Source organism: Halococcus qingdaonensis (assembly GCF_024508235.1).
Classification (GTDB): Archaea; Halobacteriota; Halobacteria; order Halobacteriales; family Halococcaceae; genus Halococcus; species Halococcus qingdaonensis.
This window is the reverse complement of the sequence record NZ_CP101943.1, coordinates 1,454,187-1,476,634: the sequence shown is the minus strand read 5'-3', so window position 1 is coordinate 1,476,634 and position 22,448 is coordinate 1,454,187. Positions and strand designations below refer to the sequence as shown.

General features: G+C 65.6%; 22 protein-coding genes and 1 tRNA gene. 10 read left to right on the top strand and 13 right to left on the bottom strand.

Annotation, left to right across the window (positions count from 1 at the left end; translation table 11 throughout):
• Window positions 1-155 precede the first annotated feature (155 nt).
• Together NO363_RS07600 and NO363_RS07595 are read right to left on the bottom strand one after the other, a co-directional pair.
• The gene (locus tag NO363_RS07600) at window positions 156-551 is read right to left on the bottom strand and encodes an OsmC family protein (protein ID WP_256684106.1); all 396 of its coding nucleotides are present in this window, start codon (window positions 549-551) and stop codon (window positions 156-158) included.
• A gap of 66 nt (window positions 552-617) precedes the next feature.
• Window positions 618-1,328: a metal-dependent hydrolase gene (locus tag NO363_RS07595; RefSeq protein WP_256684105.1), complete on the bottom strand. Its 711-nt coding sequence runs from the start codon at window positions 1,326-1,328 to the stop codon at window positions 618-620.
• Window positions 1,329-1,438: 110 nt separating this feature from the next.
• Here NO363_RS07595 and NO363_RS07590 point away from each other — a divergent pair, with 110 nt between their 5' ends.
• Complete coding sequence (locus NO363_RS07590; RefSeq protein ID WP_256684103.1) at window positions 1,439-2,206, top strand: fumarylacetoacetate hydrolase family protein; 768 nt, start codon at window positions 1,439-1,441, stop codon at window positions 2,204-2,206.
• Here the strand turns inward: NO363_RS07590 and NO363_RS07585 are convergent.
• Window positions 2,193-2,660 carry a DUF7979 domain-containing protein gene (locus NO363_RS07585; RefSeq protein ID WP_256684101.1) on the bottom strand — a complete coding sequence of 156 codons (468 nt, stop codon included), beginning with the start codon at window positions 2,658-2,660 and terminating at the stop codon, window positions 2,193-2,195. The genes NO363_RS07590 and NO363_RS07585 overlap by 14 nt on opposite strands.
• Window positions 2,661-2,836: 176 nt before the next feature.
• Between NO363_RS07585 and hisC the strand changes: the two genes are divergently transcribed.
• The 6 genes from hisC to NO363_RS07555 all read left to right on the top strand — a co-directional run bounded on the left by hisC (window position 2,837) and on the right by NO363_RS07555 (window position 8,091).
• Window positions 2,837-3,925 carry a histidinol-phosphate transaminase gene (hisC, locus tag NO363_RS07580; protein ID WP_256684100.1) on the top strand — a complete coding sequence of 363 codons (1,089 nt, stop codon included), beginning with the start codon at window positions 2,837-2,839 and terminating at the stop codon, window positions 3,923-3,925.
• A 2-nt stretch (window positions 3,926-3,927) separates the two neighbouring features.
• Window positions 3,928-4,443: an adenylate kinase family protein gene (locus tag NO363_RS07575; protein ID WP_256687939.1), complete on the top strand. Its 516-nt coding sequence runs from the start codon at window positions 3,928-3,930 to the stop codon at window positions 4,441-4,443.
• Between the two features lie 10 nt (window positions 4,444-4,453).
• A complete protein-coding gene (locus NO363_RS07570) occupies window positions 4,454-5,071 on the top strand; it encodes a CDP-alcohol phosphatidyltransferase family protein (RefSeq protein ID WP_256684099.1) in 618 nt (205 codons plus the stop codon).
• Between the two features lie 43 nt (window positions 5,072-5,114).
• Window positions 5,115-5,636: a multiprotein bridging factor aMBF1 gene (locus NO363_RS07565; RefSeq protein ID WP_256684098.1), complete on the top strand. Its 522-nt coding sequence runs from the start codon at window positions 5,115-5,117 to the stop codon at window positions 5,634-5,636.
• A 51-nt stretch (window positions 5,637-5,687) separates the two neighbouring features.
• Window positions 5,688-6,335, top strand: a complete 648-nt coding sequence (gene tpiA / locus NO363_RS07560) for a triose-phosphate isomerase (protein ID WP_256684097.1) — start codon at window positions 5,688-5,690, stop codon at window positions 6,333-6,335.
• A gap of 85 nt (window positions 6,336-6,420) precedes the next feature.
• The gene (locus NO363_RS07555) at window positions 6,421-8,091 is read left to right on the top strand and encodes an acetate--CoA ligase (RefSeq protein ID WP_256684096.1); all 1,671 of its coding nucleotides are present in this window, start codon (window positions 6,421-6,423) and stop codon (window positions 8,089-8,091) included.
• A gap of 6 nt (window positions 8,092-8,097) precedes the next feature.
• Here the strand turns inward: NO363_RS07555 and NO363_RS07550 are convergent, their stop codons facing one another.
• The 6 genes from NO363_RS07550 to NO363_RS07525 form a co-directional block, all read right to left on the bottom strand.
• On the bottom strand, window positions 8,098-8,721 hold the full coding sequence (locus NO363_RS07550; protein WP_256684095.1) for a uracil-DNA glycosylase family protein: 624 nt from the start codon (window positions 8,719-8,721) through the stop codon (window positions 8,098-8,100).
• A gap of 65 nt (window positions 8,722-8,786) precedes the next feature.
• A complete protein-coding gene (locus tag NO363_RS07545) occupies window positions 8,787-9,344 on the bottom strand; it encodes a DUF420 domain-containing protein (RefSeq protein WP_256684093.1) in 558 nt (185 codons plus the stop codon).
• Window positions 9,345-9,380: 36 nt separating this feature from the next.
• Window positions 9,381-10,676, bottom strand: coding sequence for a DNA polymerase IV (gene dinB, locus NO363_RS07540; RefSeq protein WP_256684091.1), 1,296 nt, complete (start codon window positions 10,674-10,676; stop codon window positions 9,381-9,383).
• A 413-nt stretch (window positions 10,677-11,089) separates the two neighbouring features.
• Window positions 11,090-11,266 (bottom strand) — tRNA-Trp (locus tag NO363_RS07535).
• Window positions 11,267-11,309: 43 nt separating this feature from the next.
• On the bottom strand, window positions 11,310-11,537 hold the full coding sequence (locus NO363_RS07530) for a DUF5795 family protein (protein ID WP_004053171.1): 228 nt from the start codon (window positions 11,535-11,537) through the stop codon (window positions 11,310-11,312).
• 32 nt (window positions 11,538-11,569) lie between these two features.
• Window positions 11,570-12,400 carry a DUF5794 domain-containing protein gene (locus NO363_RS07525; protein WP_256684087.1) on the bottom strand — a complete coding sequence of 277 codons (831 nt, stop codon included), beginning with the start codon at window positions 12,398-12,400 and terminating at the stop codon, window positions 11,570-11,572.
• A 309-nt stretch (window positions 12,401-12,709) separates the two neighbouring features.
• Here NO363_RS07525 and guaB point away from each other — a divergent pair, with 309 nt between their 5' ends.
• Window positions 12,710-14,194, top strand: a complete 1,485-nt coding sequence (gene guaB, locus NO363_RS07520) for an IMP dehydrogenase (protein WP_256684085.1) — start codon at window positions 12,710-12,712, stop codon at window positions 14,192-14,194.
• Window positions 14,195-14,622: 428 nt separating this feature from the next.
• On the opposite strand, the gene NO363_RS07515 is transcribed toward guaB, so the two are convergent.
• On the bottom strand, window positions 14,623-15,321 hold the full coding sequence (locus NO363_RS07515; protein WP_256684083.1) for a DDE-type integrase/transposase/recombinase: 699 nt from the start codon (window positions 15,319-15,321) through the stop codon (window positions 14,623-14,625).
• A gap of 187 nt (window positions 15,322-15,508) precedes the next feature.
• Between NO363_RS07515 and NO363_RS07510 the strand changes: the two genes are divergently transcribed.
• Together NO363_RS07510 and trmB are read left to right on the top strand one after the other, a co-directional pair.
• Window positions 15,509-16,171, top strand: a complete 663-nt coding sequence (locus NO363_RS07510) for a class I SAM-dependent methyltransferase (protein WP_256684081.1) — start codon at window positions 15,509-15,511, stop codon at window positions 16,169-16,171.
• A gap of 134 nt (window positions 16,172-16,305) precedes the next feature.
• The gene (trmB, locus tag NO363_RS07505) at window positions 16,306-17,343 is read left to right on the top strand and encodes an HTH-type sugar sensing transcriptional regulator TrmB (protein ID WP_256684079.1); all 1,038 of its coding nucleotides are present in this window, start codon (window positions 16,306-16,308) and stop codon (window positions 17,341-17,343) included.
• 43 nt (window positions 17,344-17,386) lie between these two features.
• On the opposite strand, the gene NO363_RS07500 is transcribed toward trmB, so the two are convergent.
• From NO363_RS07500 to NO363_RS07490, 3 genes are all read right to left on the bottom strand, one after another.
• Entirely contained in the window at window positions 17,387-18,817 is a 1,431-nt protein-coding gene (locus NO363_RS07500; protein ID WP_256684077.1) for an aldehyde dehydrogenase family protein, read from the bottom strand.
• A 188-nt stretch (window positions 18,818-19,005) separates the two neighbouring features.
• Window positions 19,006-21,297, bottom strand: coding sequence for a hypothetical protein (locus NO363_RS07495; RefSeq protein ID WP_256684076.1), 2,292 nt, complete (start codon window positions 21,295-21,297; stop codon window positions 19,006-19,008).
• A gap of 634 nt (window positions 21,298-21,931) precedes the next feature.
• A complete protein-coding gene (locus NO363_RS07490) occupies window positions 21,932-22,261 on the bottom strand; it encodes a helix-turn-helix domain-containing protein (RefSeq protein WP_256684075.1) in 330 nt (109 codons plus the stop codon).
• Window positions 22,262-22,448: the final 187 nt, after the last annotated feature.

Sequence of the window (22,448 nt, the reverse complement as noted above, 5' to 3'; positions counted from 1 at the left end):
GCGGTTACGGTGCGGTGGTGATGCGTCCGCGCGAACGTAGTGAGCGCGGTTCACCGCGAGCGCCGAAGGCGCGAGCGGGAGTTTTTGGTCCAGATTTTTGCGAGGGGTTGAGCGCGCCGCAGGCGCGCGATATCTCGAAGTAAAAAGGTGGGTGCTTAGAACGCGTCGCTTGTGACGGAGATGTCGGCGTGGAGCTCCTCGCGCAGCGCCGAGTGGACGTGACAGATCTCCTCGCCGCGCTCGGCGATCTCGTCTTCCTCGCCGTCGAGGTCGGCCTCGACGCTGATGTCGAAGCTGATCGATTCGAGGTCGTCGTCATCGTCGAGGTCGGCCGCAGCGTCGATCTCTACTGTGCCGAGGTCGTCGTGGTCGCGCTGCTGGGCACCGACGCGGAACGCCGGGATGTAACAGGAGGCGTAGTCGGCGACGAGCGTCTCGTTCGGGTCGGGACCCTCCTCGCCGGTGGCGTCGATCGTGAGCTCGAAATCGCCGAGCTGGCTGGTCGTGGCGAATCCTTCGTCGGACGTGCTCGTGACGGTGATATCTGCCATTGCATCGGCCATGCGAGCGCCGGACTCGTAAGTATCCCGGTCGTGCGGAGTGTTCTCGAACGACGATCAGTCGAGCGTGAACGAACCGTCGTCGTCCAAGACGTGGACCTCGCTGTCGGGGGCGTGCTCACCCACTGCGTCGACGAACTCCTCGGGATCGGCTTCGAGCGGCGGCATGGTGTCGTAGTGCATCGGGAAGACGTGCGGGGCCTCCAGCCAGTCGGCGGCGATGGCGGCCTGCCAGATGCCCATCGTGAAGTGGTCGCCGATCGGGAGCGCCACGGCGTCGGGCTGGAGATAGGGCGCGATGACGTCCTTCATCTCGCTCATGAGTCCGGTGTCGCCGGCGTGATAGAACGAGGTGCCCGTGCCGTCGGGGCCCGGCTGTTCGTCGCTGACGAGATAGCCGGCGGGGTTGCCGAGTTCGTACTCGTAGCCCATGTCGATGCCGCTCGTGTGGTCGGCGCGGTGCATCGTCACGTGGGCGTCGCCACACTCCACTGTGCCGCCGATGTTCATGCCGATCGTGTCGTCGGCACCCATCTCTTCTTCGACGTAGGCGGCGACCTCGACGGGGGCGACCACGGTCGCGTCGGTGAACTCGCCGGCGTGGGCGATGTGGTCCGCGTGACCGTGGGTGAGCAGGACGTAATCGGGCTGGTCGATCTCCGCCGGCTCCATCGAGGTATGCGGATTGTCGAAGAAGGGATCGATGAGCAGGCTCGTGTCGCCGACGGTGACGTACCAGGTCGAGTGGCCGTGCCAGGTGAGTTCCATTGCGCCCACCAGTAGTCGCGTCACGCACTTAATACTGTAGGCGAGCAGACAGCGCGCAGCATGCTGCCCGCTGTGTATGAGTTTATGGGGGCGGGCGACGAGGGGCCGACATGAACCGCGTCAGGTTTCGCGATCCGAACGGCGACGTCCGTACCGGCAGCTGGGACGCGGCCGAGAACCGCATCACCGCCAGCGCCGGCCCCGGCGGTCGTCTCTCCGTCTCGGACGACAGTTACACGCCCGCGGAGGTGGACGTGCTCGCCCCGACCGATCCCTCGAAGATCGTCTGCGTCGGGCTGAACTACCGGGGTCACGCCAAAGAACAGGACAAGGAGATCCCCGATCGGCCGCTACTCTTCCTCAAGGGCCCGAACACCGTGGCGAGCCACAACCAAACTGTCGAGCTGCTGCCCGACAAGGAACGCATCGACTACGAGGCGGAACTCGGCGTCGTCATCGATACGCAGTGTCGCAACGTCGCCGAAGCCGACGCGATGGATGTGGTTCGAGGGTTCACCTGCGTCGACGACATCTCGAACCGCGACGACCAGCGCACCGAGCAGAACTGGGTGCGCGGGAAGGCCTTCGACGACGCCGCGCCGATGGGACCGCTGCTCGCGAGCCCCGACGAGGTACCGGACGACGCGACGATCGAACTCCGGGTCAACGGCGAGCGCAGACAGCACTCCTCGCGCGAGGAATTCATCTTCTCGATCCCCGAGCTCGTCGCGGAGATCACGGCCTACATGACGCTCGAACCGGGCGACGTGATCTCGACGGGGACGCCGGCGGGCGTCGGCCCGCTCGCGGACGGCGATCGGGTCGCCGTCGAGATCGAGGGGATCGGCACGCTCTCGCACTCGGTCACGATCCCATGAGCGACTCGAACCAGCGCCGGAGCGTCGGGCTGACGTAGGCGATACCGCCCAGTGCGACCAGTGCCATCCCGAGCGGGAAGACGAGCGGATCGATCGAGACACACTCGTTCAGCGAGCCGATGGCCGCGTAGTAGCGATCACCTTGATAGCTGACGACCGTGCCCTCGCGCAGCGCGTCCGTCCGGATCGGCCCGTCGATCTCGCCGTCGTCCGCGGGACCGTTGACTGCCTCGTCGAGCGCGGCACGTTCAGGGTCCGAGAGATCACTCGCGGCGAGCGTGGGGCCGCTGGCCGGCGCGCTCGGCGAACTGACTTCGAGGAGCGGGTTGCCACACAGCCCCAGGTCCTCCTGGAACAGCGCGTAGCCGCCGACGACGGCCGCACCGATGCCGATGGCTAACAGCACCGCACCGAGAAAGCGCACCGTGAAGGCGATTGTATCCGTGCGATCCATTCGATACGGACTCCTCGCCCGGGTGGATTATGTGCTTTCGGATGCCAGCAATCGAACAGTTACGAACCGAGTCGGTCGAGACGCGGATAGTCGACGTGTGGCGGGGATCGAACCACGATCGTGTCGCTGCCGCGCTGGGTGAGTACGCTTAAACCCCGTCATCCATTCGTCCAACCATGCAGCCACGGGACCTCTCCGACCACGCCGTCTACGCGGCGGGCCGGGGGAGCGAGGAGGTCGCCCGCGAGCTGGGGCTCGATCCCGCCGAGCTGGTGACACTCTCCTCGAACGAGAACCCACACGGGCCGAGTCCGGCGGCGGCCGCCGCCATCCGCGACGGTGCCGCGACGGTCCACAGCTATCCGAAAAGCGCTCACACTGATCTTACCGAGCGCATCGCCGAGCGCTGGGCGGTCGACTCCGAGCAGGTCTGGCTCGCCAACGGTGGCGACGGCGCGCTCGACTATCTCTCTCGCGCGCTACTCGATCCGGGGGACTCGGTCCTCGTCTCCCGACCCGGGTTCGCCTACTACGCGATGAGCGCGCGCTATCACCACGGTCGCGTGAAGGCGTACGAACTGGCACAGTCCGAGAGATTCGAACAGACGCCCGAAACCGTGCTCGACGCTTACGACGGCGAGCGCATCGTCTATCTGACGAGCCCGCACAACCCGTCTGGGACGACTGCGAGTCTCGACACGATCGAGGCGATCGCCGAGAAGACCGACGACGAAACCCTCACCGTCGTCGACGAGGCCTACGGCGAGTTCGCAGACGTCCCGAGCGCGCTCGCGCTCGTCGAGGGTCAGGACGGGTGGGACGCTCGCGACGACGTCGCCGTGCTCCGGACGTTCTCGAAGGTGTACGGGCTGGCGGGCGTACGTCTCGGCTACGCCCTGATTCCGGAGGAATGGGCTGAGGCGTACGAGCGCGTGAACACCCCGTTCGCGGCCAGTGCGATCGCCTGCCGGGCCGGACTCGCCGCGCTCGACGATCACGAACACGTCGAGGAGACCGTCGAGAGCGTCCGCTGGGCACGTGAGTTCATGCACGACGAACTCGACGCCGTAACCTACCCGAGCGCGGGTAACTTCGTCCTCGTCGAGGTGGGTGACGCCACGGCGGTCGCGGAGGCAGCGAAACGACAGGGTGTCATCGTCCGAGACTGTTCGAGCTTCGGACTTCCCGACTGTATCCGGATCTCCTGCGGCACCGAGGCCGAAACGCGACGCGCGGTGGAAACGATCAACGAGGTGCTCGCGTGAGCATGCGGATCGCCGTCACTGGGACGCCCGGCACGGGCAAGACGACCGCGACCGAGCGCCTCGATCGCGAGGTAGTGCATCTGAACGATCGTATCCGCGCGGAGGGGCTCGATTCGGGCACCGACGAGCGCCGCGGCAGTCTCGTCGCCGATATGGACGCGGTCGCTGCTGCTCTCGATGACCGAGAGAGTCGTGAGATCGAACTCGTCGAGTCACATCTCGCCCACCGACTGCCGGCCGACCGGGTGGTCGTACTGCGCTGTCATCCCGACGAACTCGGCGAGCGCCTCGCTGCCCGCGACGAGTCAGAGGAAACGATCGCGGAGAACCGGGAGAGCGAGGCGCTCGACGTGATCCTCTCCGAAGCCGTCGAGGAGCACGGGATCGAGAACGTCTACGAGATCGACGCGACCGAGCGCGATCCCGCGGCGGTCGCGAGCGAGATCGAGCGCGTCGTCGCCGGCGAGCGCGAGCCGAGCGCCGGAACGGTGTCGTTTCTCGACACGGTGTCGCTATGAGTGACCGTCGATGACGCTCGACCAGTACCGCTCGCTCGCCGACCGACTGCTGGAACCGTTCGTCGGTCTGGCCGCTCGTGCGGGGCTGACGCCGAACGGGGTGAGCGCGCTCGCGTTCGTCCTCGCGGGCGCGGCGGGTGTGGCATACGCCCTCGCGGGCGGCGAGCCGCTGTGGTATCTCGTCGGTGCGGTGCTCGTGGGACTGAACGGCGCGCTCGATCTGCTCGACGGCGCGCTCGCCCGCCGGCTCGACACCGCCTCGCCGGCCGGCGATCTGCTCGATCACGTGCTCGATCGGTACGCCGACATCGTGCTGGTCGTGGGGCTCGCGATCGGTATCGAGCGAATGCTGTTGGGGATCGTCGCCGTGACCGGCGTGCTCATGACCTCCTATCTCGGCACGCAGGCGCAGGCGGTCGGTCTCGATCGGGTGTACGGAGGGTTGCTCGGTCGTGCGGATCGGCTCGCGCTGATCGGGATCGTGACGGCGATCGCGGCGTTCGTCGCTCCCTCGCTCTTCGACGTGGGACTGGTCGGCTGGCTGCTGGTCGTGCTGGCCGTCGTCGGCCATCTGACCGCACTCCAGCGCCTCTCGCACGCCTGGAGCGCGCTCTCGCCGAGGCGATGAGCACGGCGGACGTTTTATACGCGCGGGTGGCCTTCCCCTCGACATGGTTCAGTGTGAGATGTGCGGTGCGGAGACGTCTTCTCCGACGACGGTCGAGATCGAAGGTGCTGAACTCGACGTCTGCGACGACTGTGCGGACTTCGGCACCGAGGTCAAGCAGCAGTCGACCGGGAGTGCCTCGACGAAATACTCGACCGACTCCTCGGGCGGGTCGAGCGACTCATCGAGCGCCGGCGGGGCGAGCGGTTCGAGCAACACGCGTCGCCACGACATGTTCGACGACATGGAGGAGGTCGTCCAGGACTACGACGAGCGCATCCGGGACGCGCGCGAGGCGGCGGGACTGAGCCAGAAGGAACTGGCCCAGGAGCTCAACGAGAAGGCGAGCCTCATCCGCAAGCTCGAACGCGCCGCGAGCCTGCCGAGCGACAGCGTCCAGAGCAAGCTCGAACGCAAGCTCGACATCACGCTTACCGAGGGCGGCGTCTCGGACACCGAGTGGGAGGGTGGTGCCTCGACGGGCGAGTACACCCTCGGCGACGTCGTGCAGCGAAAGGACTCCTGAAACCGACACCGACCTCGCAACCTATTTGTCCGTCGCGGTGTCCCTCCAACCATGTTCGTTCTGGTCAATCTGAAGGCCTACGCGGCCGACGCGGTCGGAGTCGCCGCGGCGGCGCGCGAGGTCAGCGAGGAATCGGGCGTCCGGATCGCCGTCGCGCCCCAAGCCGCACGGCTCGCGGCGGTCGCCGACACGGGGGTCGAGACGTGGGCACAGCACGTCTCGCCCGTCGAGCACGGCAGTCACACGGGGAGCACGCTCGCCGAAGCGGCGGCGATGGCGGGTGCGGACGGTACCCTGATCAACCACTCCGAGCGCCGGTTCCGCCTCGCCGACATCGACGGGGCGCTCGACGCCGCCGAACGGGCGGAGCTTGAAACGATCGTCTGTGCGAACAACCCCGCGCAGGTGGGTGCGGCGGCGGCGCTCGGGCCGGACGCGGTGGCCGTCGAACCACCCGAACTCATCGGCGGCGACGTCTCGGTGAGTCAGGCCGATCCCGACATCGTCGAGGACGCGGTCGCGGCCGCCGAGGCGGTCGACGACTCGGTCGACGTGCTCTGCGGGGCGGGCATCTCGTCGGGTGAAGACCTCGACGCGGCGGGCGAACTGGGTGCTACAGGAGTGTTGCTCGCGAGCGGTGTGGCGAAAGCCGATGATCCGCGTGCGGCGCTCGCCGATCTGGTCGAGCCGCTCTCGTAACACCAGCGTCCATCGTTTCGCGCCCGCGTAGAGCTGTCAGTTCTGTATGAACATCATTGATGATGGGCGTGGCAGTAATCGGGGTATGGCAACGCACAACTTGCCGGAGTACGAGGCCGCCCGCGAGGAGTTCTCCTGGGACGATATCTACGCCGAGGCCGACTGGGACGCGCCCGAGACGTTCAACATCGGCCACGAGGTCTGTGATCGCCACGCCGACGGCTCCGGACGTGTCGCACTGGAGTATGTCGGCACCGCCGGCGAGCGCGAGACGCTGACGTTCGACGATCTCGCCGACCGATCGAGCCGGTTCGCGAACGTGCTCGAATCAGAGGGCATCGAGCGGGGCGACAGGGTGTTCACCTATCTCCCGCGGATCCCGGCCCACTACGTCTCCCTCGTCGGGACGCTGAAGCGCGGGGCGGTCTTCGGCGGCATCAACGAGCGGTTCGGTCCTGAGGGCATCGCCTATCGACTGGGCGACTGCGATGCCCGCGCGGTCGTGACGACCTCCGAGAACCGCGAGACGGTCGAACGCGCGCTCGAGGACGTTGCGAGCGTGGAGACGGTCATCACGGTCGATCGGGGTGATGGTGTCGCCGACGATGACGTGGATTTCGCCGCGGCGACGGCCGACGCGAGCGCAGAGTACGAGGCGGTCGAGACGGGCGGCGAGGACAACGCCCTGCTCTACTACACCAGCGGGACGACCGGGCTGGCGAAGGGCGTCCTACACAAACACCGCTGGGTCGCGGGCGTCGCGGCCACCCAGCGCTACGCGGTCGATCTGCAGGACGACGATCTCTACTGGTCGACGGCCGATCTCGGCTGGCTTACGGGACCGATCAACGCGCTCGGCGCGTGGTTCTGGGGAACGAGCCAGCTCGCCTACGAGGGTGAGTTCGACCCCGACGAGTGGGCCGACGTTCTCGACGAGTTCCCCGTCTCAGTTCTCTTCTCGGTGCCGACGGCCTACCGCATGCTCCGGACGAACGAAACCGTTCTCACCGACGTCGATCTCGATTTGCGCCACGCGCTCTCGATCGGCGAACCGCTCTCGGGCGGCGTCGTCGAGTGGGGTGAGGAGGCACTGGGTGTGACGATCCTCGACACCTACGGCCAGACCGAGACCGGGAACATGGTGATCAACAACTACCCGACGATGGAACTCCGGCCGGGGAGCATGGGCAAACCCCTGCCCGGCATCGAATCGGCGATCGTCGATCCTGCGACCGGCGAGATGCTCGACCCCGGCGAGACGGGTGAGATCGCCCATCGCGGTGATTTCCCCTCGTTCTTCGCCGAGTTCTGGGAGAATCCGGAAAATACTGCCGACAGTTTCGTCGACGGGCCCGACGGCGAGTGGTATCTCTCGGGTGATCTCGCCCATCTCGACGAGGACGGCTACTTCTGGTTCGAGGGGCGCGCCGACGACGTGATCCTCTCGTCGGGCTACCGGATCGGCCCCTTCGAGGTCGAGAGCTCCCTGGGCGAGCATCCGACGGTCGCCGAGGCCGCCGTCGTCCCGAAGCCCGACAGAGAACGAGGAAACATCGTCAAGGCCTACGTCGTGCTCACCGACGAGGGAAGCGATTCCGAGGAACTCGCTGACGAGCTACAAACCCACGTCCGCGAGGAGCTCTCGGCCCACGAGTACCCACGGGAAGTCGAGTTCGTCGACGAGCTGCCGAAGACGGTCACCGGGAAGATCCGGCGGACGGAGCTGCGCGACAGGACGGCCGATCCGACCGAATGAGCCCGATCAGCGGACGATATACGGCTCGTCGCCGGGCATGAACCGCCCGAGTTCGGCCTCGCGGCGGTAGTCGGTGGCCAGCAGCGTTTCGAGTGACTCGCGCAGCCGGTCGGCGTGGTCGTCGGTCCAGTCCCGTGGATCGACGATCGGGACGACGAGCCAGCCGCTGCCGCGGAGTTCGGTGGCGTGGAGGTCCTCCATCGCCAGCGGCTGCGGCGGGGTCCGGGCGGTGTAGGTCTGCAGGATCTGCTCGGTCGCGCGCTCGCCGACGGGAAGCAGGACGTGCGCGCCGATGGCGCGGAGCTCGGCGTCGAAGAAGCGCTCGCAGTCGGCGTACGACTCCGGCGTCGGCTCGCCGGCACAGAGGTGGAGATAGGAGAGATACAGATCGTCGAGGGTGGGGGCGTCGGCGTCGGGGTCGTCAATCAGCCCCACGTCGGCGAAGATCGAAAGCAGGCGACGGCCGGCGGCGTTCGTGAACGGAACCTCCGTGTCGAGCCCGCCGTGGACGCCGGGATGGTCGCCGACGAGATGGAGCGCCGCGTTCGCGTCGCCGTAGCCGGGCACGAACCGGTCGCAGGGCGGACGCATGCCGAAGGGGTTGCTCGTGCGATCGGTGACGTTTTGCACGGCGGGCGTCCGGCCGCTGCGAACAAATGCGTGCGGATTTCGATCGATAGCGGGAGCAAAAACCGTCAGTAGATGATGTACGACAGCAGATAGACGACGATGCCGAGCGCGAACGAGATCATCCAGAGCGAGGCGGCGACGCGACCGACACGCGGATGGTTCGTCTCCGGGAGCGCCGCGATCGGTCGGGTGAGCGCAAGCAGGAGGACGTAGTAGAGCAGCGGGATACAGACGATGGCGAGCGAGATGTGGATCGCGAGCACCGGCAGATAGACGAACCGATAGATCGTCTCGGGGCCGGGGAACGGTGCCGGCCCGAGCAGCGAGACGCGGTAGAGATAGAGCACCAGGAAGGTGACGAACAGCACGAGCGAGACGCCCATCAGTGCGCGGTGGCGGGCGACCGCGCCGCGTCTGATCGCCCGCCAGCCGGTCGCGATGGTGACGATAGCGAGCGCGCTGACGAGGGCGTTCACCGTGGGGATGGCGTCGAGCACCGCCGTCGGTGCCCGGGGGAGGGCTCCATCGAACAGCCCAAGGACGGCTCCGAAGACGAGCCCGAGCGAGATCAGCGAGAGCACTCCTGTCAGCGCTGGCACGTAATTGCGCGCGCGAAACTCCATGACTCGGGCTTGGATGGTGGCCGGTTTGTAGCTTGTTTATTCCTCCGCGAAGTCGTCGAAGTGCGCCTGGCCGTCGGTCGGTTCGGCGGGCGATTCCGACCGATCGGCTGGCTCGTCGCTACCCGTCTCCCTGGATCGTCCGGTGCCGCCGTCGGCTCGTTCGCGAGTCGCCGACTCGAAGCCGTCGAGGCTGGCCTGCTCGCCGGTCGCGAAGGCGAGGTTCGACACTCTGACGCCGACTTTCCTGACCGTGGCGTCGTCGAACTCATTCAGGAGATCGAGCGCGACCTCGGAGACGAGATCGGCGTCGGCCACCGGCCCGGGCAGCGAGCGCGCGCGGGTGTTGACGTCGAACGGCGGCGTGACGACCTTGATCCCGATGGTACGATAGAGCGCGTCCTCGCGGTCGGCGCGCTCGGCGACAGCGGTCGCGAGTGCCGCGACGCGTTCGCGGAGCGCACCCATATCGTCGGTGGCATCGGTGAACGCCGACTCGCTCGAGAGGCTCTTCGGGCGACCGACGGGCGTCACCTGGCGGGTATCGTCGCCGCGGGCGAACGAACGGATCTCGCGGCCGCGCTCGCCGAAGCGCTCGTCGAGTCTGCTCGGGTCGGCCGCCGCGAGATCGCCCGCCGTCTCGATACCCATCTCGCGAAGTTCGCGAGCGGTGACGGGACCGACGCCGTGGACGTCCTCGACGTCGAGTGGCGCGAAGAACTCGGCCACGTCGCCGGGTTCGACGGTCGTGAGTCCGTCGGGTTTCTCGCTGTCGGCGGCGACTTTCGCGGCGCTCATGTTCGGTGCGATGCCGATGCTCGCGACGACGCCTACTTCCTGGAGGATGCGCTCTTTGATGTGACGGGCGTAGCCCTCGGCGAGCGTTCGGCCGTCGACGCGCTGCCACGATGTCTGTTCGGTGACGTCGAGCGCCGCCTCGTCGATGCTCACCTCGCGGACGACGTCGGCGCAGTCGTGGAGGATGTCTCGCACTTCCTCGCCCACCGTCTCGTAGTAGTCGAGATCGACGGGGAGATAGTGGCCGGCGGGTTCGTCCGCGCTCGCATCCTCGACGCGGGGGAGGCGGTCGAGCGCCGTCGAGATGGCCTGTGCGCTCTCGATCCCGTGGGCGCGAGCCTCGTAGCTCGCGGTGGCGACCGCGCCGTGGCTCTCGCCGGCCTCGTAACCCATTCCGACGACGACGGGCTCGTCTTGGAGGCCGGGCTTGCGGCGGCGCTCGCAGGCGGCGTAGAAGCAGTCCATGTCCACGTGGAACACGATGCGGGGCGCGCCGTCGTCGACGCCTGGCAGACGCTGTCCGCCGTGTTCGACCATACGACAACCACTCGCGCGACGCCAATGAGGGTTGCCAAACGACCGATCGGATCCGTCGGATCGACACAAAGTTTATTACGGATACTGTGAAACAGTGACATGCGTCAGACGACATGACGACAATAAGACATCCCTTCCGGCGGCTCCGGCGTGCGCTCGCTCTCAGCTACACCGCAGAGGAGAGCAACACCGAACATCTCGACCCGTAACGGCGATCGGACGGTTTTTCTCCCACGATCACGAACGCGCAGCTCGACGATTCTGACGTTTTCTCAGACGGCAAAAGTGGGGTCGGAGGGATTGTGAACCACGCGAAGACGGACCTGCTCGCTTCGCTCGCAGGTTTCGACTTCTCTGCTTCAAACCCTCCACGTTCCATTGCTGCGGCTCGCGGAGTTGCTCGCCGCAGCAAGTGGGGTCGGAGGGATTTGAACCCCCGATCGACTGATATCTCCGGTCGCGCCTCGGTCCTCCAGAGGGTCGTCACGGCGGGCGATGATCAGTCGGCCGCTCTGTATATCAGTCTGGAGTGTCGTCCCGGGCGCGGTGCCTCTGGAGTCAGTCGCCATACCTGACTTGGCCACGACCCCGTGGCCCACCATAGAACGAAACCACCTAAACCCATTTCGGTTGCTACTCGCGATCGGTCGTGCTCCAGTCACAGTCCTGGCACTTCTGGCCGGTGACGAACTCGGTGATCGACGGCATGTAGCCGACTTCGAGCACGTCGCCGCCACACTCCGGACAGTCGCGGTCGGCGTCGGTTATCGGTTCGGCATCCATCACGTCGTCGCCCTCGATGAGTTCGGCGAGCGCTTCCGGCGTGACCATCCGTCCCTCGACGACGCGGTTGTCAGCCATGCGCGGCGTTTGTGGACGAGAACCCTAAACCCTTACAACCAGGGTGCGCGATCGGGACCGATGTCGGTCTCCTCGTCGGCCGTCGTGCTCGCCGCGGTCTCCTCGGCCGTTGCCTCGCCCGATTCTTCGTCGACCTCGCCGGGGTCGAACGCGAGCAGCGTCGTGACCCCGAGTACCGCCAGCGCGAGCGGTGCGTCGTCGGGAACGAGCCCGAGCACCGAGAGCCCGAGCACGCCGAGCGCGACCGCGCTACCGAAGCGGAATCGATCGATATCCACGGCATCGTGCAGCCACGGACTGGTGACGGCGACCGCGAGCGCGAAGGCCACGCCCGTTCCGGCGGCCGCCACGCCCCGGAGAACGAGGGTGGGGTCGGGCACCAGGACGAGCTGTGCGTTCGCGGGGTCGAGGCTCGCGACCATCCCCAATCCGACGATGACCGCCGGGCGCGGGAGATATTCGCCGACGCGCGCGCTCGCGGTCTTGGCGGCGATCGCGAGGATGACCAGCGCGGCGAACCGCTCGAACACGACGAGATCGAGCAGGCTCTCGATCGTCGGTGCGAGCGCCGCCTCGACGCCGGCGAGCACGAGGACGACCACGCCGACGGCGAGCGTCGTCTCGACGCGCTCGCGGCGGCTGCCGCTCATCTCGGCGAGGATCACCGCGACGGTCGCGCTGCCACCGAAGACCAGCAGCCCGACCTCGAGGATGCCGATCGGATCGGAGAGCGCGCCCGCGAGCACCATCGCGGGGAAGATACCGTCGACGAGCGGGAGCGCCATCACGGTCGCCAGCAGGCGGGCCGCGCCGCCGACGCGCTGCTCGAGGCGGAGCGCGACCGGGTGTTGGGAGTGACTCACGGCGAAGCGTGGCTCTTTCCCGGAGCCGACGGGTGGTGTGAGTCACGGTTCGGGGAACTGCGCCAGCCGTTCGTGACTCGCGTCGCCAGCGTGAGTTTGCATGCCGCTGTAAAAATCGAGGCGACCGCGGTATCGAGGGTCGTCGGGGCGGCGATGCGTGCGGTTGGCGGACTGGCGACGTCCATACACGAACAACTACTGTTACAATCATAAGCGTTCTGTGAGACGCGACCACACGAACCCCATGAACGATCGGCATAGTTCCGGGTCTCTCGGAACGTTTTTGATTCGGGGTCCCACACCGATTACATGGCGACTAATCGTTCGGAGCCGTTCTCCGAGAAACTCCGCGTGCCCGAAGCGCTCACGTTCGACGACGTCCTGCTCCGCCCGAAGGAGAGCCGTGTCGAACCCGACGACGCAGACACCGCGAGCCGCGTCTCGACGTCGGTCGAACTCTCCGTCCCCGTGCTTTCGGCCGCGATGGACACCGTCACCGAGAGCGAGCTGGCGATCGCGATGGCGCGTCGGGGCGGGCTCGGCGTGCTCCACCAGAACATGAACGTCGAGGAGACCGTCGCGGAAGTCGATCGCGTCAAGCGCGCCGACGAACTGGTCATCCGCGAGGTCGTGACCGCGAGCCCCGATCAAACCGTCCGAGAGGTCGACGCGATGATGGAAGAGGAGGGTGTCAGCGGCGCGCCCGTCGTGAGCGGCGACGACGAGGTTCTGGGGATCATCTCCGCGACCGACATCCGACCGTATCTGGAAGTCGGCGATCGTGACGAGGTGCGCGAAGCGATGACCGACGAGGTCATCACTGCCCCCGAGGACGTCGATGCCCGCAACGCGCTCGAACTCATGTACGAGCACAAGATCGAGCGCGTGCCGATCGTCGACGACGGCAACCACCTCACGGGACTGGTGACGATGCAGGGGATCCTCCAGCGCCGCGAGTACGATTCGGCCGCCCGCGACGACGCGGGGCGGCTGCGCGTCGGCGTCGCCGTCGGCCCGTTCGAGAGCGAGCGCGCCACCGCCGTCGACGCGGCCGGTGCCGACGTACTCTTCATCGATTGCGCGCACGCGCACAATCGCAACGTCATCGAGAGCGCCCGAGAGATCGAGGAGAGCGTCGAGGCCGACGTCGTGGTCGGCAACGTCGGGACGCGCGAGGCCGCCGAGGCGCTCGTCGGGTTCGCCGACGGGATCAAGGTCGGCATCGGGCCAGGCTCGATCTGTACGACGCGCGTGGTCACGGGCACGGGAATGCCCCAGATCACCGCCGTCGCGCAGGTCGCCGACGTCGCCAGCGAACACGACATCCCCGTGATCGCGGACGGTGGCATCCGCTACTCGGGTGACGCGATCAAGGCGATCGCGGCGGGTGCGGACGCCGTCATGCTCGGGTCGTACTTCGCCGGCACCGACGAGGCTCCGGGCCGCGTGGTGACGATGAACGGCAAGCGATACAAGCAGTACCGGGGGATGGGCTCGGTCGGTGCGATGCAGTCCGGCGGTGGCGAGCGCTATCTCAAGGACACCGACGAGGACGAGGACTACGTCCCCGAAGGTGTCGAGGCCGCGACACCGTACAAGGGCAGCGTCGAGAGCGAGCTCTTCCAGCTCGTCGGCGGGATGAAAAGCGGGATGGGCTACGTCGGGGCCGAAACGATCCCCGAGTTCAAGCGCCGCTCCGAGTTCGTCCGCGTCTCGGCGGCCGGCCAGACCGAGGGCCACGCCCACGACGTCGTTATCACCGACGAAGCGCCGAACTACAGTCCGGACAACTAGCAAAATCAGTTTCGGCTACTGGAATAGCGGTTGTTGATTTCGAACCACTCTTACCATAGTCTAACGTTCCTTCGAATCATGATTGGAAAAAGCGATTTACTCTATTCTCCAATTTGTCGCCGTTATAATACCAGCGTTTATTGTCCTAATAGAAATTGTTATTTCCAGAGATACAGGGGAGAAAATCGAGATGGGCTCATTCAGGATAAACGAAATCAGACTTCTCGAATACAGTTTAGTATTCATCATATTCGGAACCGGCTTGATACTTTATCGTCTGCTTTCATTCATTGAGAATCCACTCACCACATATGGGATCATATCTATATTTGGATCAATACCGCTCTCCATTGTAGCGCTATGGATCATGAGCAGCCGGCGAGAGTATGACAATTCAGACAACGAAGATATCTCAACGTTTGGCACTGCTAGATTGAACCCTTCAGTTCGAGTGCTTCGACCGGCGGCTGGTTCTCCAGCGCTTGGTGGCTCCGAGAGTGGTTGTAATAGGCGGTGTAGGCAGTCAGCCAAGCGCCGAGCGCTGGCTGACTGCCGTTCCACGTTTCGTGAAATCGCTCGACGCGCATGGTGTAGGTCTGGAACAGCTTCTCGACGATGTTACGGTCGGTGTAGTTGAGGTCGCCGAGAAGGTCGGTTTTGGCCAGCGCCGTCAGGTAGCCCATGCCGTCGACGAGGAACTCCGCATCTCCGACGCGGTGTTCCTCTTTGAGTTCGCGGAGAAACGTCGTTGCGGGCTCTGTCCCGCGATGCTGAGAAAGTCGTGCATGGAGCACGACTTTCGAATCGATGTCGATGGCTGCGTAGAGCCAGACGTTCTGCTCGTTTTCGAGCTGGATTTGTTTCTCATCGACGGCAACGCGATCCGGTGCGGCGGTGAAGTCCTGGTCGTAGTGCTCGGCGTAGGACTGGTACCAGTGGTGGATGGCGGCTCGGGTTCGGCTGACGCCGAACCACTCGTAGAGGTCGCGACACTCGGCCAACGACGCCGCAGCGGCGTGAGCAGCGCACGCCAGCCTGATTAGCCAGGCTGGCGTGCTCGTCCGATCCGCGTCCAAAAACGGTACATCTGGAGAGTTCGTGACCTCCACCTGGAGTTCTTCGAGCATCGTTCCAACCGCCTCGAAGGACTCCGTTCAGTTCAACCTCAATCTAGCAGTGCCTCTATTTATGATGTGTGGGTGAAATATTTGGAATGAATTGGATGAGACGAGCCCAAAATGCGCCGGGTTTTATTTCCCAACGGATACGATTCCCGTCCGTGCCTGAGACACGTCACCGAGGTATGATCGGCTCGTGAGCCGTCGCGGACAGGGACTCTACGACTGGTGGAGTCGTCATCGAAATCTGTTCGGTCGACTCTACGACATCGCCTTCCTGGGCCGCGAGTCCGAGCGCCGCGAGCGGGCGATGGAATCGCTCTCGCTCGATTCGGGCGAGCGAGTGCTCGAACTCGGCTGTGGACCGGGCAACTCCTTCGCAGCGCTCCGAACCCGCGTCGGGAGCGCGGGGCGCGTCGTCGGCCTCGACTACAGCCTCGGGATGGCTCGCCAGGCCCGTCGGCGAGCACGCGACAAGGGCTGGGCGAACGTCCACGTCCTCCGTGGCGATGCGGGCCGGCCCGGGATCGCCGACGGGGCGTTCGATGCGGTGTACGCCTCGATGTCGCTGAGTGCGATGCCGGAGTCGGAGCGGGCGATCGAGGCTGCCTACCGAGCGCTGCGCCCCGGCGGTCGGATCGTGGTGCTCGACGCGCAACCGTTCCAAACATTCCCGTGGACACTGCTCAACCCCGTGGTCGTTCCGCTTGCGAAGTGGGCCACGAACTGGTTTCCCGACACCGATATTCCGGCGCAACTCACCGATCGGTTCGCATCGACGAAGGTGGCCACCTTCGACGGCGGCGTGACGTTCATCGCCATTGCACGGAAATCGGAGCGGACGGACGATTTCGGGTAACATCGTCGGCTGGGTGCATCGACGGTCGGCCGTCGGTCGTGGGACGAGTGAGGACGAGATGCCGTGCAGCAGCGATCGATGACCATTGCGGGCGAATCACAGACCTCAATTGGGTCGTCTCTGTAGGAGGGGGCATGGCTTCCGAGGATCTCGGTGGGGAACTCGCGCGGATCAACGAGCGCTTCGACCTAAGCGAGTACGAGACGAGCGCTTACCTCGCCGTTCTCGATCACGGCCGTCTGACCGCCGCGGCGATCACCGAGCGGACCGACATCCCCCAGCCACGCGTCTACGACACCGTCCGGGACCTCGAAGAGCGTGGACTCGTCGAACTCAAGGAATCGCGCCCGATCGAGGTGCTCGCCATCGATCCCGAGGATGCGTTCGGCGACATCCACGCGTCGCTCGACACGCTCGTCGGCGATCTCGAAAGCCGATACACGACGCCGGCACGCGACGCCGAGGCGGCCTCGCTCGTCAAATCCCGCCCGACGATCCTCCGCTATCTCGAGACGGCGATCGAGAACGCCGAGTACGAGCTCAACCTCTCGCTGACGCCCGCGCTCGTTGAGCGCTTCGAGGACGCGCTGGCTACTCGCCGTGAGGACGGTGTGACGATCGAGCTGCTCCTCACGCCCGCCATCGACGTCCCTTCGCCCGACGACTACGACTACACGGCGATCGCGACTGCCGTCCGTGCCCGCCACGGCATCACCACCCCGATCCTCGCGGTCGCCGACGGCACCCACGCGGTCTACGCCACACAGGACGCGCTCGTCGCCGATCGCGAGCGCTACGGCGTCGTCTTCAACCGTTCAGAACTCGGTTTTCTGGTGTCTGGATTCTTCGACACACTCCTCTGGACGACTGCCGACGTGCTGCTCGATCGCGGCGATGGGCGCTCGTTCCCGCGGCGCTACGCCTCGATACGACGGTGTGTGGCCGATCTCGTCGAAAGCGACGGCGAGTTCGACGCCCACGTCGAGGGGCGGGACGTCGAGACCGGCGAGCGCCGATCGGTCGCCGGCCCGGTCGTCGATATCGAGAGCAACACGACGAACCTGACGGCGCGTCTCACCGTCGAAACGGATGCGGGCACGATCTCGGTCGGCGGACAGGCCGCCACCTACGAGGACATCGAGGCGCACGAACTCCGTATCGAACGCCGGTGAGCACGGCGCGGTCGCTTATCGACGGATACAGCTGTTTTCCCGATCAGAGAACGATCGACTTCCGCCGGACGAACTGCTCGATGCTCACGTCGATCCCCTCGCGATTGATGCCCGACCGCTTGTTGCCGCCGAAGGGGATGTCGCCGAGACCGTGTGACGGCGCGCCGTTGATCCGGACCGCGCCGGCGTCGATCCGTTCTGCAATGTCCATCGCGCGGTCGTGATCGGCGGTGAACACCGCCGCATCGAGCGCGAGGTCGCTCGCGTTCGCCACCGAAACGGCGTCGTCTTCGTTTTCGATCTTGGTCACGGGGATCACCGGCCCGAACTGCTCCTCGCGAACGATGCGCGCGTCGCGCGGGACGTCGGCGAGCAGTGTCGGCTCGACGAATCGGCCGTCGCGTTCGCCGCCGCGGACGAGGCGCGCGCCCTTCCCGCGGGCGTCCTGGATGAGTTCCTCGACCCAGTCGGCCTGCTCCGCGGAGATCAGCGGGCCGAGGGCCGTCTCCTCGTCGAAGAGGTCGCCGGCGGGCCACTCGTCCATCGCGTCGTCGATCGCTTCGACGAGGTCGTCGTGGATCTCTTCGTGAGCGAGCACGCGGCTGACCGCCGAGCAGCGCTGGCCGGCGTACTTGAGCGCACCCTTCGCACAGTCCCCAGCGGTCGCGTCGAGATCGGCGTCGGGGAACACCACGGCGGGCGCGTTGCCGCCGAGCTCCATGTGGAGGTTGACGATCCTGCTCTCGCGCGCGACGTGCTCGCCCGCGGCCGACGAACCGGTCATCGCGATCGCGTTCACGGCCGACGAACCGGAAAGCACGTCGCCGATCTCGCTCGCGTGGCCCGGAACGAAGTTGAACCCGCCCTCGGGGATATCGGTCGCACTGATGATCTCCGTCAGGATCGCGGCGCTCACGGGTGTCTTGCTTGCGGGTTTCAGGACGACGCTGTTGCCGGCGGCGAGCGCGGGCGCGACCTGGAGCGCAGTCGTCGAGAGCGGGTAGTTGTACGGCGTGATGCACAACACTGTGCCGATCGGTTCGGGTGTGGTGATCGCCTGCCAGCCCTCGTGGCCCGCGGTAGTTCCCTCCCGATACTCACCGGTGAGATCGCGTGCCTCGCCGACGGCGCGCTCGAAGCGCTCGGCGGCCGATTCGACCTCGCCGCGCGCGCTGGCGATTGGTTTGCCCGCTTCGCGGACGATGATTTCCGCCAGTTCGGCCTTCCGTTCGCGCAGTTCCGCCGCGATCGTTTCGAGCCACGCGACGCGCTCGGGCACCGTCGTCGCGGCGAGCGCGGACTGTGCGTCTTCGGCGGCCGCGAGTGCGCTTTCGGCCTGACTCTGGTCCGCTGCACTCACCCGGGCGAACACGCCGCCATCGGCGAGATCGGTCACGTCGATGACCGCGTCGCCACCTTGCCACTCCCCGTCGATGAACGGCTCTCGATCGTTTGCGGCCGATGCGGTAGCCATATGCATGGATCGAGCGCCGTGGGTAAAACGTTTACTACGTATCGAGTTAATGAGGGAATCGGAGTGGAGCGGGACGATCGCGTCCGTTTTCGTCGAACCGATCTCGGACGGCCGTGGCTGATTCGGTGTGGGAATCGAGCAATCACGACGATCGTTCGTCGCTGTAGAGCCGCCTCGGCCGCTACCGATCAGAGCTGTTCGGGCGTTTCGAGCACCGTCTCGTTGCGATAGACGGTGGCATCGCCGTCGATGTCGATATTGGTGATCTCGCCGGGGTAGGCGTAGCTGTCGCGTCCACCCTTGCCGACCTGTCCAGCGGCGGTCCGACCGTTGATGCTGTCGTTCGGATCCGCTGGCCCGATGATCGCGCTCTTGACGATGCCGTCACTGGTGGTGATCTCGTAGGTCGCGCTCGACTGGCTCTCGATCGTCACCGTGTTCGGGAGGTAGTCGGCCGGATCGATCGGCTTGCCGTCGTAGTAGAGGTTCGCACCGCCGTCGAGAACGAGGCGTGTGATTTCGCTCGTGAACGCATAGCTGTCGCGGCCGCCACCACCGACCTGTCCCGTCGCACGCTGCCCCGAGACACTGTCGTTCGGATCGACCGTCGCGTTGGCCGCCGTGGTCCGCTTTAGCGATTCGTTCGCCTCGATCTCGTAATCGGCTCCGGGTGCCCCCTCGATCGTGAGCGTCCCGCCGACGCCGAACTCGTTGGGGTCGATCTCGTCGCCGTTGTGATAGACGGTAGCGTCGCCATCGATATCGATACTGATGACCTCGCCGGGGTAGGCGTAGCTGTCGCGTCCACCCTTGCCGACCTGTCCAGTCGCGGTTCGCCCGCCGATGCTGTCGTTCGGGTCGGCCGCACCCATCGCTTCGCTCTTGGCGATACCGTCGCTGGTGGTGATCTCGTAGGTCGCGCTCGACTGACTCTCGATCGTCACCGTGTTGGGCAGATAGTCGGCTGGATCGACCGGCCGTCCATCGTGATAGAGGTTGACGCCACCGTGCAGCAGGAGCTTCGTTATCGTTCCCGTGTAGGTGTAGCTGTCGCGACCGCCACCGCCGACCTGTCCGGACGCACTCGATCCCGTGAGCTCGTCGTTGGGATCGTCGGTTGCGCCGAACGACGCGTTCGACTCCAGCGTCCCGCTGACCGCGAGTTCGTAGTCGGCTCCCGGGGCCGCCTCGATGGTGAGCGTGTTCTCGAACGAATCCGGTGATGCGGTCGCGTCGTTGGGCATCGGACATCCTCCACCGTTGGCGATCGCAGCGGTATCGATCGTGGCGTTCTCGGTCACGACCGGTTGGCCCGCCACGTTGAGCGTCGAGTTCCGGACGACCGCGCCATCGGAATCGACGATCTCGACGCCATCACCGTCGGTCTGCACACAGCAGCCATCGATAATGGATTCGGGGCGCTTGCGGAGTTCGATCGCCGCGGTATCACCGACGGCCCCCGTGACGCTGACGTTCCGGAGCGTGCCGTCGTACGGTGGATCCGTCGTGTAGCTCCCGCCGGTCGGGTCCTTCGCCAGCACGCCCCGGACGCCGGCAGGGCCGACGTTGATCCGCGTGTCGAGCGCCGCGAAGGAGCCGATGTCGCCCGATGCGACCACCCCGCCACCGGAATGGGGAACGTCGGCGATGGTGATGTCGCAGTTTCTGACCTCCGGGCCGGCCGTATCGAGCGAGCCGACTTCGAGGCGCACGCCGCGACCGTTGAGCATGTCGTTCGGATTGGGGCTGGCGCTCGCTCCGGCGTCGACCGTCAGCGTTCCACCGTCGACGTAGCTTCCCTCGCTGCCGATGCGAACCTGCGAGATGTCGTTGTTGCTGAATTCGCCGCCCTCGATCCGGACGACACCGTTCGTCCGGCTACAGTAGAGCCCGTTGTTGGGAAATCCCTCGAACCGGCAGTTCTTGAGTGTGATCGTCCCTTGTGTGGTAACACCGATCCAGACGCCGACGCGGCCGTCACCGGCATTGTACGCACCCATCAGTCCGTCGTTTTTCGCGACGACGTTGCTGACGTTGCCCGTACCGTCGGGCGATCTGACGATCGGTGTGAACGCGTTGGTGACGTCGGGATTGCCGTTGCCCCCATCTCGGGGATCGCTGTCCGGGTGGATCCCCTGGCCGACGAACTCGACGTCGTGCACTTCGAGATCGCTGTCGGCCCCGAAATGGAGCCCCGGCGTCGCACCGTCGGCAGTCAGATCGAGATCGATGTTCTCGAAGAGCAGCCCCGTGCCGTTGTCGACGACGAGCACTTTCTCGTTGAACCCTCCCGGCACCGTGAACCGGACGTCGCCCTCGCCGAGGAATCCGAGATTCGTCTTCCCGAGAACGACGTTCTGTTCGGTCAGTTTGTACGTTCCCTCGGGAAATTTCAACAGTGTGTTGTCCGCGGCGGCCGCTCGGAGCGCTTCGTCACACGGTGTGCCGCCCGTCGGATCACAATCGGCGTCCTCGACCACGTCGACGACCCGATCGAACCGTATTCCCCGCCGTTCCGTGGCGGCACTGGCCTCCCGAGCGGCCACCCCGCCCAGGCCGACCGCAGCCCCTGCGGCGACCAGATACGATCGTCGATCGATCGGAAATGCGCTTTGCTGTCCGTTCTCCCTTCGTCCGTTTCCGCTGTCGTTGCGTGGCATCTGTGTGGTGGTGTGATGGTCGACTGCTCACTTCTCGAAAGACGGACTCCCGTCTAGAGAGCGCTGGCTCGGCGCGTCAGCCGTCGATCGATCGGTGAACCCCGTCACGCGATCGCCAGCTCGTCACCGTTGCTGGAGCCCGTGATCTCGCGATCCGTCGCCGCACCTCACGCCGCCGGACTGCGTGGCATGCTCTCTTCACGTCCATCCTTCGGTAGAAGGCGACAGAGCCGAATCATATAAATCATTCTTTGCTAATCCTTACCGCTCAGCGACGGAATAGAAACTGCCGATCGCTGCTACTGTCGGAGAGAACCCATCGAGAACCGGTCGTGCGCCATCCTCTCTCCTCCTATCGCCCGTTACAGTGGATTTTCACAATCCGATCGTCCATCGTACTGGATCGCGACCGCCGGTTTCGACGAACGAATTGCACCAAACAGATATTGCCGCGTTACTTCTCGAGGTTCACTGCTGCCTTCTCGCCCCGTGGCAGCACGCCGAAAATCGATCCGTCGGAGCCGTCCTTGGGAACGAGCACCTCGACGATATCGCGTTTTTCCAGATCGCTCAGCGCTTGTGAGGCCTGTCCGGTGGAGAGGGACGTGCCATCACCGATCGCCCGAGCGGACGTCGGACCCTCGATCAGTTCGAACAGTACCACCGCACGGGCCGAGCGTCCCGTCGATTCGGTGGACGCTATCGATGCCCCCGACGACCCTCGAACGAAGTCGGCATCCGCCGTGATTTGCTCGTTTTCGACCGTGATCGTTTCGTCGGGCATGTCCGGTCACACGAACTGTAGTATCCTAAACGTATCGGCGGGTTGTCTGCTATATCGCGAACGATGGGATGTTCTCCCGATCGCCGATCGGTGTGCAGCGGGACGGTTCGTATCGGTGATGGATACAAAAGCGCCGCATAGCCGTCTCCTTCGCCAGCATCGAGGTCTGCACGCTCACCGAGCGCGG